The organism is Sodalis sp. RH19 (genome assembly GCF_047324215.1).
Taxonomy (GTDB): domain Bacteria; phylum Pseudomonadota; class Gammaproteobacteria; order Enterobacterales; family Enterobacteriaceae; genus Acerihabitans.
Genome location: NZ_CP178734.1, coordinates 1,802,935 through 1,815,348 on the forward strand (window position 1 = coordinate 1,802,935; position 12,414 = coordinate 1,815,348).

Consider the following 12,414-nt stretch of genomic DNA (forward strand, 5'->3'; position numbering starts at 1 on the left):
TTACCGGCGGCGTCATGCCGCCGTGAACGCTATTTCAGCCCTTCCGCCGCCAGCGCCGCGTCCACCGTGGGACGCGCCGCCACCCGTTTAAAATACCGCGCCACCGCCGGCGTCGCCGGTAAATCAAACTTCAGGGCCTGCGCCCAGGTCAGCATGGTGAACAGATAGGCGTCGGCCACCGTGAAGCGGGTGCCGAGCAGGTAATCGCCATCGGCCAACTCCCGATCCAGATAAAGCAATTTGGCGTCCAGCTGCTGGCGCAGCAGGCTTTTGTAATCCTCTGGCATATCGGGCTGCAGCAACGGGCCAAGGCTTTTATGCATTTCACTGGCCACGTAATTGAGCCATTCCATCGCCTGATAGCGGGACAAGGTGCCCGCCCGCGGGATCAAATGGCGATCCGGCACCAAATCCGCCAGATATTGGACGATGGCCACCACTTCAGTGAGCACGGTGCCGTCATCGAGCAGCAGGGCCGGCACCTGTCCCTTGGGATTTATCGCCCGGTAATCTTCGCCGTGTTCGGTTTTGAGATTGGCCAAATCCACTTTTTCTATCGTAAAGTCCACTCCCGCCTCACGCAGGGCGATATGCACGGTCAGCGAGCTGGCGCCGGGCTTATAAAAAAGTTTCATGGGGCACTCCTTAACGGGATGGGCGCGGTGTGATATCGCAGGATATTTCATCATGACAGGATACGTTTAACCATGGCGGCAAGATAGCGTCTTGGCAGGGATGGGACAAAAAAATATCATCATGTTTCGCCCTATGGCGGAACATGATGATAACGATAATACGATATGGATTAGCCAACGATGGCGGGGGTATCGTCCGTCAGTGGGCCGTGGGGCGGGGCGGCGGCGGGAACGTCGTCCGGGCGCGACATGTGGTTAAGCCGTGGGGCGAATACCAGCATCAGCAGCGCGATCACGGCGGTGACGATACCGATTTGCATAAACACGTGGCCATACACCGCCAGCGAAAGCCGGGCGTCGGTCACGTCGGCGGGCACGGCCATCAGGTTGGCGACGTAGCCGGCGATAAGCGCGGCGGCGGCGGTGGTCAGGAACCAGGCGCCCATGATGAAACCCATCAGCCGTTGCGGCACCAGCTGCGCCACCATGGCCAGGCCCAGGCCGGAAATCATCAGCTCGCCGATGCTTTGCAGGGCATAACTGAGAATGAGCCAGTTCATGGAGACGATACCGGCGTCATTGGCAAAACGGGCGCCCAGCGGCAGGACAAAAAAGGCCAGCGAGCACAGCACCATGCCGGCGGCGAATTTAAACGGCATCGGCAGACGATCGCCCATGGCGTTGTACAATGCCGCCAACAGCGGGCTGGCCAGCATGATCCAGAACGGATTCAGGGCCTGGAACTGTTCCGGCTGGAACGACCAGCCGAACAGGCTGTGCCCCACATTGTGGATGGCGAAAAAATTCAGCGACGTCGGCATCTGGCTGTAAAGCACAAAAAACACCACTGCTTCCATCATCATTAAAAAAGCCACCAGCATCCGCCGGCGCGCCGCGCCATGCAGGGCGAAGGTCTCCCTGGCGAACACCAGGATGATTCCCACGGAAATCAGGCCCAGTACCCAGCGGGCGATGGTCTGGTGATGCAGCAGCCAGCTCGACAGGGCGATGGCGGCGGCGATGCCGGCGATAACGGCTGCCAGCCGTCCCCATTGCAGCGGGGCGAAATCCGGCTTGGAGCCGTAATCACGCACCCAACTGCGGCAGACGAGGAAATTCACCAGCGTGATCAACATCCCCACCACGCTGAGCGAAAACGCGACCCCCCAGCCAAAACGGACCGCCAGCCACGGCGTCGCCAGGGTGGAGACAAACGAGCCGATATTGATCGCCATATAATACATGGTGAAGGCGCCGTCCAGGCGCGGATCGTCTTTACGGTAGCAGGTCGAGAGCAGCGAAGACGGATTCGCCTTGAACAACCCGCTGCCGACCGCGATGGTCGCCATGCCCAGGTACACCCAGGCGACGGCATGGCTGGAATAGGCGACCATGGTATAGCCCACCGCCAGCACCAGCGCGCCGATGACGATCACGCGCTTGGTCCCCAGCACCTTGTCGCCCAGCCAGCCGCCGATGGCGACAAAACCGTACACGAGCGCGCTGAACGAGGCGAACAGCGTGATGGACTGTCCTTCGGACATGCCGAGCATCTTGACCAGGTAGACGGCCAGGATGACCTGTAAGCCGTAATAGCCAAAGCGCTCCCATAACTCAATGGAGAAAATAAGATAAAACGATTTGGGCTGTTTAAATGCGTTGACGCTGATTTTTTCCGGTGGTGCGGTGTGGTTTGCCGTAGACACAAATACCTCGTTGCCGTTTTCACCGCGTTAGCGGCAAAAATAAGCAGGGGTGACGCCGTTGCCCGCGCCCCGTCTGCATTGTTATAAGATTAGTCTGAGGGGGGATCTTCCGGGTTTCAGCTCAATAGGCAAGGCTTGAATAATATCCCGTTACAATTAAATAAAAAAGCACGATGCCGGGTGAACGCGGCCTGGCAATGGCGTTTCATCATGAAACGCCACGGGAAGGCAGTGGTTTATCGTGCTGAAGACAGGCGCCTGCGTGTACCGGGGTAATGGCACCGGCCTGGGCCGATGGCGGGAGATTTACGCGGTGTCGCCATAGACCTTGTCTTTGTATTCGCACAGGTCTTCTATCAGGCAGGCGCCGCAGCGCGGCTTGCGGGCGACGCAGGTGTACCGGCCGTGCAGGATCAGCCAATGGTGGCAGTTAACGACAAATTCCGGCGGTACCACCCGCAGTAAGGCCTGCTCTACCTCCTCGACGTTCTTGCCGGGAGCGAACCGCGTCCGGTTGCACACCCGGAAAATATGCGTATCCACCGCAATAGTCGGCCAGCCGAAGGCGGTGTTGAGCACGACGTTGGCGGTTTTGCGGCCAACGCCGGGCAAGGCTTCCAGCGCCGCCCGATCCTGCGGCACCTGGCCCTGGTGGCCCTCAATCAGCATCCGGCAGGTCTTGATGATATTTTCCGCTTTACTGTTAAACAGGCCGATGGATTTGATGTAGGACTTGATGCCGTCCACCCCCAACGCCAGCATGGCCTCGGGAGTATTGGCCACCGGGAACAGTTTGGCGGTGGCCTTATTAACACTGACGTCGGTGGCCTGCGCCGATAACAGCACCGCGATCAGCAGTTCGAACGGCGAGGTATAATTCAGCTCGGTGGTCGGGTTGGGATCGTTGGCGCGCAGGCGGCTCAGGATAGCCAGTCGTTTGAGTTTATTCATCAGATTATGCCCGCGCCTGTCCGGCGTTTGGCACGCGCTCCGCCGCCGCGCGCCGCTGGCGGGCCTTCATCCGCTGGTCTATCAGGTATTTGGCGGCCAGCATGAATCCCAGGCCGATAAACGCGCCCGGCGGCAGCATGGCCAGCAAAAAGGGACTGTCCAAATGGAACACTTGCACCCGCAGCCCTTTGGCCCAGCTGCCCAGCAGAAGGTCGGCGCCGTCGAACAGCGTGCCGTTGCCAAGCACCTCGCGCATGGCGCCCAGCACCAGCAGGGCGCAGGTCGCGCCCAGGCCCATGGCCGCCCCGTCAAGCAGCGACAGGGCCACCGGATTGTGGGAGGCGTAGGCTTCCGCCCGTCCCACCACGATGCAATTGGTGACGATCAACGGAATAAATATCCCCAGAGACTGATATAGGCCGAAGGCGTAGGCATTCATCAGCATCTGCACGATGGACACCACGGCGGCAATGATCATCACATAAACAGGAATCCGGATCTCGGCGGGCACCCAGCGGCGGAAAGCGGAAATCCAGCCGTTGGTACAAGCCAGCACCAGCGTGGTGGCCAGCCCCAGCCCCAGCGCGTTGGTGACGGTATTGGACACCGCCAGCAGGGGGCATAATCCCAATAATTGCACCAGGGCGGAGTTATTGGTCCACAGCCCCTGGCGCATCAGGCGTCCGGCTTCACTCATCGGCGTTTTCTCCACAGCGGGGCAACTGGTCGATGTCGCCCGGCATACTCTGTAAATAGTCAGCGGTGCGTTTAACCGCGTTTACCACGGCGCGCGGGGTAATGGTGGCGCCGGTGAACTGATCGAACTGCCCGCCGTCTTTCTTTACCGCCCAGTTCCTGTCCTGCGCCGCGCCGACCTTTTTCCCGCTGAAATGGGTGATCCAATCGGAAACGCGCAGCTCGATTTTATCGCCCAGTCCCGGCGTTTCATGGTGTTCGGTAACCCGAGTGCCCAGCACGTTGCCGGCAAAGTCGGCCCCGACCAAGAGCTGGATGGCGCCGGAATAGCCGTCCGGGGCGGTGGATTCGATGGCCGCCGCCGCCGGCCTGCCGTTTTTGCGCGCCAGATAGACCCGGTGCTGTTGCGCGTTGCCCAGGGCATCGTCGACCACCAGATAGCATTCAGCCAGCATATCATTATCATGCAGCGCCGGCGGCACAACCTGATCCAATAGCTGCTGTTGCTGCAATACGGCCTGGCGGGCGATGCCGGGTTCGGTCAGCCCATGCACCAAGGCCGTCAGGCCGGTGGTGAGCGCGGCGAACAGCGCCAGGGTAATACCGTGTTTGCGCATCATCCTGAACATCGGCGCTCCTTAGCGATGGCCGTATACGCGGGGTTGCGTAAAATAATCAATCAGCGGCACACAGATATTGGCCAGCAGCACCGCAAAGGCCACGCCCTCAGGATAACCGCCATAGGTGCGGATGAGCCAGGTCAGAAGACCCGCCAGGGCGCCGAAAATCAACCGTCCTTTATCTGTCGTCGAGGCGGTGATCGGATCGGTGGCGATAAAAAAAGCGCCCAGCATGGTGGCCCCGGAGAACAGATGCAGCAGCGGCGGGGCGCTGGCGCGCGCATCGCACCACCAGCCCAGGCTGGCGCAAATCATCAGCACCGCCAGGAAGCTGACCGGAATCTGCCAGTTGATCACCTTGCGCCAGAGCAGATAAAGGCCCCCCGCCAGGAAGCCGATATTGACCCATTGCCACCCCAATCCGCCCATCAGGCCGCTGTAAAGCGGTTGCCCGAGCATCGCCAGCGCATCCTTCCCGCCGCGCAGACCGGTTTTAAAATTATCCAGCGGCGTCGCCTGGGTCATGCCGTCGAACCCGGCGCGCAGCTGCTGCACATCCAGGCCGCCCGGCGTGTGGCCGGCGAAGATCAGCCATAAGGTGTCCGCAAGCGAAGCGGTATGCAGCCGCAGCCCCGCTTCCGGCAGCCAACTGGTCATTTGCACCGGGAACGAGATCAGCAGCACCACATACCCGACCATGGCCGGGTTAAACGGATTTTGTCCCAGGCCGCCGTAAAGCTGCTTGGCGATGATGATGGCAAACGCCGTAGCCAGCACGATCATCCACCAGGGCGCCAGCGGCGGCAGGCTCAGCCCCAGCAGCACCGCGGTCAGCAGCGCGGAGCCGTCGGCAAGCCGCGGACCGACCGGCTGGCGGCGCAGCGCCACCATTGCGGCTTCGGCCAGGCAGGCGGCCAACGCGGCCAGCAGGATTTGCACCAGGGTGCCGTAGCCGAAAAAATAGCTCAGGGCCAGCAGACCCGGCAGGCAGGCCGCCATGACCTGCAGCATGATGCGCCGGGTGCTTTGCCGGTTGTGGGTAAAGGGGGAACTTGCGATCCTGAAAGCCATTTATTCCTCGTGGGACCCTATGGTTGCCTCTGCTGCGGCCTTGCGGGCCTTGACCCTGGCGATGGCCGCCGCCACCGCGGCTTTGCGCGCATCGGCGGCATCGGCGGTCGCGGGATGCGACGTCGCCGTACTGTTGTCTGCGCCGGCCTGCGCCGGACGGGCGGTTGCGCCGGTACTGTCGCTTGCGGCATTTTTCGCTACGTTGTCACTTATTGGCTGCGCGCCGGACACGGCTTTGCGCGTTTTCACGCGCGCGATGGCCGCCGCTACCGCCGCTTTGCGCAGATCCGGCGTAGCCTCTTCGGCGCAAGCCGGCATGACGGTCGCCGCAGGCGGCCCCGACGGCTCTGCTACCGCCGCCGCGTCATGGCCGGCGTCGGGCAAGGCGTTTAGCGCCGCTTCTATCATCGGTTCGTCCCGCGCGTCAAGCTTGACAGCGGCCTGCCGGTGGCGCGCTTCACGCGCCTGTTTTTCCCGCTCGCGCCGCGCCAGCTTGGCTTCAAAGCGCGCCTTGGCCGCCCGCGCGCGCTGCGCTTCCAGATCCAAGGCGCGTATTTCCGCCTTTTCCTGCCGGTAATAGCGCACCAGGGGAATATTGCTGGGGCAGACATAGGCGCAGGCGCCGCATTCGATGCAGTCCGCCAGATGATGGCCGCGGGCTTTTTCGTGCTCCTGGCCACGGCTGAACCAATAGAGCTGTTGGGGAAGCAAACCGGCGGGACAGGCCTGCGCGCACAGGCCGCAGCGGATACAGGCTTGTTCCGGCTCCGGCGGGGCCATTTCGCTGGCCGCGGGGGCCATGATGCAGTTGCTGATCTTGACGATGGGCACATCCAGCACCGGCAGCGTAAAACCCATCAGCGGTCCGCCCATGATCACCAGCTGGCCCGGCTGCGGTGTAAAGCCGGCGTCGCGCAGCAGATGACCGACCGGCGTGCCCAGACGTCCCCAGACGTTGCCCGGACGCTTAAGCGCGTCGCCGGTCAGCGTCACCACCCGTTCGGTCAGGGCTTCGCCATCGATAATGGCCCGTTTAATGGCGAAGACGGTGCCGACATTCAGCATGACAACACCGATGGCGGCTGAATGGCTGCCGAACGGCACTTCCCGGCCGGTGAGGATCTTCGTGAGCTGCTTGGCGCCGCCGGACGGATATTTGGTCGGGATGACGCGCAGCAGGTAGCCGGCGCCATCAGCAATGGCCGCGGCCATCGCGGCGGCGGCGGCCGGTTTATTGTCCTCAATGCCGATGATAACCCGCGCCGGCCGCAGAATATGGACCAGCACATCGATGCCGCCGACTATCTCAAGCGCGTGCTCCTGCATCAGCCGATCGTCGGCGGTAATATAAGGTTCGCATTCCGCGGCGTTGATAATCAGGGTATTTACCGCGCCCAATCCGCCCTGTAGCTTGGCCGCGGTGGGAAAGCCCGCGCCGCCCAGGCCGGCGATGCCGGCCTGATGGATGCGTTCAAGCAAATAGCCGGCGTCCCGCTGACGGTAATCCGCCACGGGCCGGCGTTCGCACCAGCGATCTTCGCCATCGGGGGTGAGGATAACGCTGAGTTCCGCCAGCGCCGACGGATGGGCGGTGGTATGGGGCGTAATGGCCTCAATCGTTCCCGAGGTGGGCGCATGGATAGGCAGGGTGCGACCCCGCCCCTCGGTCAGGGGCTGTCCGCGCAGCACGCGGTCACCCGCGGTTACGCACAGTTCACCCTCCGGCCCCAGGTGCTGCTTAAGGGGAATAATGCATTTGGCCGGCAGGGGCGGACGGCGCAGCGGCACGCCGCTTGACTGGGTTTTCATTTCCGGCGGATAGATGCCGCCGGGAAAATCCCAGAGGCGATCCTTACGCAACGCGGCAAAGAGCTTAAACATGCTGTTCCATGGGGATGAGGCGGACCGGTATGGTGTTCAGATCCCATTTCCAGTTGTCGGTGGAAACCGCCACCGGCCGCATTTCGATACAATTGGTCGGGCAGGGGGCGACACAGAGATCGCAGCCGGTGCACAGGTCGCTGACCACGGTATGCACCGCCCGGGTAGCGCCGATAATGGCGTCTACCGGGCAGGCCTGGATACATTTGGTGCAACCGATACAATTGCCCTCATCGATCCAGGCCACCGTCGCCGCCGGTCTGGCCTGCCGATGTTTCGTCGTCCAGGTATTGCGGTTCGATGTTCATCAGTCCGGCAATCTTGAGCATCGTCTGTTCGCCGCCGGGCGCGCATTTATTGATTTTTTCACCCTGGCCCGCCACCGCCTCGGCATAGGGACGGCACCCGGGATAACCGCACTGGGCGCATTGGCTTTGCGGCAGCAGCGCATCAATCTGCCCGGCCAGCGGGTCGCCCTCCACCCTGAAGCGGCGGGCGGCGTAGCCCAGCAGGGCGCCCGCCACCAATGCCAGAACGCTTAGCGATCCAATAGCCCACCATAGCGACAGCATCAGAATTTCACCAGACCGGTAAAGCCCATAAACGCCAGCGACATCAGACCGGCGGTGACCAGGGCGATGGATGAGCCCTTGAACGGCGCCGGCACATCGGCCACCGCCAGGCGTTCGCGAATGGCGGCGAACAGCACCATGACCAGCGAAAAGCCCGCCGCCGCGCTGAATCCGTAGACGGCGGACTGCAGAAAATTATGATTGAGGTTAACATTGAGCAGGGCCACGCCAAGCACCGCGCAGTTGGTGGTGATAAGCGGCAGGAAAATGCCCAGCAGGCGATACAGCGACGGGCTGGTTTTGCGCACCACCAGTTCGGTGAACTGCACCACCACCGCGATAATGAAAATAAACGAGAGGGTGCGCAAATAGGTGATGTCGAGGGGCAGCAGGATAAAACTGTTAATCAGCCAGGAAAAAATCGAGGCGAGCGTCATGACGAAGGTGGTGGCCATGCCCATACCCATTGCCGTTTCCAGTTTTTTGGACACACCCATGAAGGGGCAAAGCCCAAGAAATTTAACCAGAACGAAATTATTTACCAGCATGGTGCCGATAAACAGTAACAGGTAACCATTCATTGCCGTACCTAATTAAAAAGAAGCGACGTATTATCCGGCATCAAGTCCATTTCAACAACATAGTAATTGTAGGGTTATTATCGGGAGACCGATAAGGACAACGGCGGTGCTATGAGGCGTGGATAAAGGTGTTTTTAACCCGGCGCGAACGTTTAATATAGGGCACCATGGTCGCCGCGGCCAGCAGCGGCCAGAATAAAATGCGCAGCGCCAGTTCATCCGTGACCGGGGAAAAGGCGAAAGCCTTGAGCGCCAGCAGCACGCCCGCCAGCAGCCAGAGGATAAAAATTTTGGGAAAGCGGGTCGAACGGCGAAACAACAGGCGCAGGGTCCAAAAGGTGAACCCCCACATGACCAGCGTGGTGGCCATGGACGCATACCACTGCAGGGTAAAGACCGCCGCGATGGTGGTGCTGTCCGCCGTCGGGCGTTGCAGCAGGGCCAGCAGGAAAATCACCAGCATAATGCTGGCGCTGAGCAGGGCCATCAGCAGGTAGGCGGCCGGCAGCCATAACCAGCCGCCGATACGCGGCGCGGTGTTGATCGCGCTCAAACGACGTACCGCCAGACCGACTTCGGCACCTGGCCCAAATCGAATAAACGGCCGCCGGAGACCAGTTCGGCCCGGCGGTGATCCGCCGCGCGGTACATATTGATGATTTCCGCATCGTCAACCAGCGAATAATTGAGATGATCGAATAGTTTTTCCAGGCTTTCCGGCGTGCTGACACGGCGGAATGTTAATAAATAGTCGTACGCAGTCATGATTTGGTGTTCAGGGAAGGGAATAATAGCAAAGTAGTATATTCACTGCTGTCGGGGTGTCTAGATATTCCTGGGTTAAATATGAAAAAACGCGGCGGCAAGCGCATAGGCAACGCCTGGGACTGCTGGCAATCTCCCGTCTTTCTTGTATGAGTATGTGAACTTTGCCAGCCAGCCAGGCTTGGCATTTAATCTCGAACTGTGGACGATGGAATTACTTTGCAAATAAGGATCAATACATGAAGATTCGCTTTCCGCCCAAACTGGTTCCAGGGGATTTGATTGCTATAACCGCCCCATCATCTGGGGTGCCGCAGCATTTGCATCCTCGGTTGGACCTCGCCATAAATAACCTTATAAAAAAAGGATTTAGGGTAGTTGAAGGCGATTGCTTACGGTCGCAGTATAAAAATAAAAGCGCCTGCAAAATTTCGCGGGCGGAAGAACTGATGTTTTATCTAACCCATCCTGAGGTTAAGGCGGTTATGCCCCCATGGGGAGGCGATCTGGCAATCGAATTACTCGAGTTACTTGATTTCGAACGGTTAGCCCGGACTGAACCCAAATGGTTTGTCGGTTTTTCAGATTTATGTACATTTCATTTCCCGCTGACAACGCTTTCTGGCTGGGCAACAGTGCATGGACCAAACCTGATGGATCTTGGTGCGAAAGAGTTAGATTCGACCACGCAAGCGATATGGAGCATTCTGGAGAGTGACCGGGGGGCTGTATGTGAACAGCACGCGTCAGCAGCATTTCAAATGAACGAAAATCAATGGGGCATGGCATCAGATGCTGGTTTTCATCTGACACAAAAAACACAGTGGCAGCGCCTTGATGGCGTCACTTCTTCCGCCCGTTTTCAAGGCCGTCTGATTGGCGGATGTCTGGAAATCATATCGAGGTTAGCAGGTACCTCCTTCGGTAATCTACCCTTGTTCCAGGCACAAAATAGTCACGAAGGGGTGATCCTGTATTTTGAAAATGTGGAAATGGGCCCCTGCGAGTTAACGCGGGCATTATTTAGTTTACGCTTGCATGGCTGGTTCAGTGACTTAAAGGGTGTGCTTATAGGCAGAAGTGCGGCGCCGGCCGTGAACGACCCAACACAACAAAATTATTTGGATGCCCTACATGCCGCCCTTGGGGACCTTGCCGTTCCTGTGCTGTATGACGTGGATATAGGCCATATTCCGCCTCAAATTTCTCTGGTCAACGGCGCAAGTGCCACGGTCCTTTTCACTGAAAAGGGGAGTTCAGTCACTCAGCAGTTGTAAGTCAAAAGGCACGTCCAGGCAGTCGCTATAATAACACAACAGGCAGGCGCAACCCCGCCGACGAATCCGTCGCAGAGGCGATATAAACCCTGCCGCGAGCGAGCCGCGGCAGGACTGACGTCGTCGTTATTTAGCGCAGAGCTTGTAGTAAAGCTCATTCCAGCGCAATGCGTCCTTGAACGCCGGGATGCGCGTGTCGTTGTCGATCACCAGCAGCTCGATATTATTCATTTCCGCGTATAAGCGCATATGGTCGAGATCGAGCGCCTGGCTGAATACCGTGTGGTGCGCGCCGCCGGCCAGGATCCAGGCTTCGGCCGCCACTTCCAGCGACGGCTGCGCTTTCCATACCGCCCGGGCGACCGGCAGCTTAGGCAGCGGATGCGGCTGTTCGATGGCATCCACGACGCTTACCAACATGCGGAAACGATCGCCCATATCGATTACCGAGGCGTTGACCGCCTGGCCGGCCGGGGTGGAGAACAGCAGCCGCGCCGGATCGGCTTTGCCGCCGATGCCGAGGAACTGCACGTCCAGCGTGGGTTTTTCTTCCTTGGCGATGCTTGGGCACACTTCCAGCATGTGCGATCCGAGGGCGAGGTTATTACCCGGCTGGAAGTGATAGGTGTAATCCTCCATAAAGGAGGTGCCGCCCGGCAGGCCGCTGGCCATCACCTTCAGGATGCGCAGCAGCGCGGCGGTTTTCCAGTCGCCTTCGCCGCCGAAGCCATATCCCTGCTGCATCAGGCGCTGTACCGCCAGGCCAGGCAACTGCTTCAGACCGTGCAGGTTTTCAAAGTTGGAGGTAAAGGCTTTGGCGCCCACCTGTTCCAGGAAACGTTTCAGCCCCAGTTCAATACGTGCGGCGTCCAGCAGGTTTTCACGTTTTTCGCCGTTGACCTTGATTTTATCGGTAAGGATATAGGACGCTTCGTACTCCGCCACCAGGGTATCGATATCCCCCTTGGACACTTCGTTTACCACGCTGACCAGGTCGCCCAGGCCGTACGCGGTCACCGAGTAGCCGAACTGGATCTGCGCGCCGACCTTGTTGCCTTCGGTGACCGCCACTTCACGCATATTGTCGCCGAAACGGGCGACGATCAGCTGTTGGCTTTCCTGTTTGGCGGCGGCGGCGCGCATCCATTTGGCGATGGTCAGATGCGCCTGCTTATCCTGCCAGTGGCCGACCACCACCTGGTGATTAAGGTGCATGCGTGCGCCGATAAACCCGAACTCGCGGCCGCCATGGGCGGTCTGGTTAAGGTTCATAAAGTCCATATCCATGGTTTCCCAGGGGATCTGCGCGTTATATTGGGTATGGAACTGCAGCAGGGGCTTGTTGAGGATGCTCAGGCCGCCGATCCACATCTTGGCGGGTGAAAACGTATGCAGCCAGGTGAGCAGGCCGATACAGTGGGTATCGTAATTGGCTTCACGACACAGCGCGAGAATCTCATCGGGCGATTTGACCAAAGGTTTCAAGACCAGCTTGACCGGCAGGCCGGCCTCGTTATTAAGACCCTGGACCACCGTTTGTGCATGGTCGGCGACCTGGCGCAGGGTTTCCGGGCCATAAAGATGTTGACTGCCGATGACGAACCAGACTTCGTGCTGCTTAAAATTATCCATGATGACTCCTGTGCGTCTCCGTTTAAG

The 12,414-nt window shown here is 59.6% G+C and carries 11 protein-coding genes and 2 pseudogenes; 1 reads left to right on the forward strand and 12 read right to left on the reverse strand.

Annotated features, from left to right (window positions below):
* Positions 1-29 precede the first annotated feature (29 nt).
* The 11 genes and pseudogenes from gstA to ydgT form a co-directional block, all read right to left on the reverse strand.
* Complete coding sequence (gene gstA, locus ACL2XF_RS08105) at positions 30-635, reverse strand: glutathione transferase GstA (RefSeq protein WP_410015035.1); 606 nt, start codon at positions 633-635, stop codon at positions 30-32.
* A 170-nt stretch (positions 636-805) separates the two neighbouring features.
* The gene (gene dtpA, locus ACL2XF_RS08110; protein WP_413722893.1) at positions 806-2,341 is read right to left on the reverse strand and encodes a dipeptide/tripeptide permease DtpA; all 1,536 of its coding nucleotides are present in this window, start codon (positions 2,339-2,341) and stop codon (positions 806-808) included.
* Positions 2,342-2,647: 306 nt separating this feature from the next.
* Positions 2,648-3,292: an endonuclease III gene (nth, locus tag ACL2XF_RS08115; protein ID WP_413728402.1), complete on the reverse strand. Its 645-nt coding sequence runs from the start codon at positions 3,290-3,292 to the stop codon at positions 2,648-2,650.
* A 4-nt stretch (positions 3,293-3,296) separates the two neighbouring features.
* On the reverse strand, positions 3,297-3,989 hold the full coding sequence (locus ACL2XF_RS08120; RefSeq protein WP_410015038.1) for an electron transport complex subunit E: 693 nt from the start codon (positions 3,987-3,989) through the stop codon (positions 3,297-3,299).
* Complete coding sequence (gene rsxG, locus ACL2XF_RS08125; RefSeq protein ID WP_413722891.1) at positions 3,982-4,617, reverse strand: electron transport complex subunit RsxG; 636 nt, start codon at positions 4,615-4,617, stop codon at positions 3,982-3,984. Before rsxG ends, ACL2XF_RS08120 begins: the two co-directional genes overlap by 8 nt.
* Before the next feature lie 9 nt (positions 4,618-4,626).
* Positions 4,627-5,679, reverse strand: coding sequence for an electron transport complex subunit RsxD (rsxD, locus tag ACL2XF_RS08130; protein ID WP_413728403.1), 1,053 nt, complete (start codon positions 5,677-5,679; stop codon positions 4,627-4,629).
* A 24-nt stretch (positions 5,680-5,703) separates the two neighbouring features.
* Positions 5,704-7,560 (reverse strand): annotated as a pseudogene (gene rsxC, locus ACL2XF_RS08135) (electron transport complex subunit RsxC); the annotation flags it as partial.
* Positions 7,553-8,132 (reverse strand): annotated as a pseudogene (rsxB, locus tag ACL2XF_RS08140) (electron transport complex subunit RsxB). The pseudogenes rsxB and rsxC, both read right to left, overlap by 8 nt.
* Positions 8,132-8,713 carry an electron transport complex subunit RsxA gene (gene rsxA, locus ACL2XF_RS08145; RefSeq protein ID WP_410015042.1) on the reverse strand — a complete coding sequence of 194 codons (582 nt, stop codon included), beginning with the start codon at positions 8,711-8,713 and terminating at the stop codon, positions 8,132-8,134. The pseudogene rsxB and the gene rsxA overlap by 1 nt, the downstream one beginning before the upstream one ends.
* A gap of 109 nt (positions 8,714-8,822) precedes the next feature.
* Entirely contained in the window at positions 8,823-9,266 is a 444-nt protein-coding gene (locus tag ACL2XF_RS08150) for a DUF2569 domain-containing protein (RefSeq protein ID WP_413722889.1), read from the reverse strand.
* A complete protein-coding gene (gene ydgT / locus ACL2XF_RS08155) occupies positions 9,263-9,478 on the reverse strand; it encodes a transcription modulator YdgT (RefSeq protein ID WP_331120310.1) in 216 nt (71 codons plus the stop codon). The genes ACL2XF_RS08150 and ydgT overlap by 4 nt, the downstream gene beginning before the upstream one ends.
* A 239-nt stretch (positions 9,479-9,717) precedes the next feature.
* Between ydgT and ACL2XF_RS08160 the strand changes: the two genes are divergently transcribed.
* Positions 9,718-10,755 (forward strand): S66 peptidase family protein, encoded by a 1,038-nt coding sequence (locus ACL2XF_RS08160; RefSeq protein WP_413728404.1) that lies wholly within the window; start codon positions 9,718-9,720, stop codon positions 10,753-10,755.
* A 126-nt stretch (positions 10,756-10,881) separates the two neighbouring features.
* Here ACL2XF_RS08160 and araA read toward each other — a convergent pair whose 3' ends face one another.
* Positions 10,882-12,387 (reverse strand): L-arabinose isomerase, encoded by a 1,506-nt coding sequence (araA, locus tag ACL2XF_RS08165; RefSeq protein WP_410015045.1) that lies wholly within the window; start codon positions 12,385-12,387, stop codon positions 10,882-10,884.
* Positions 12,388-12,414 lie beyond the last annotated feature (27 nt).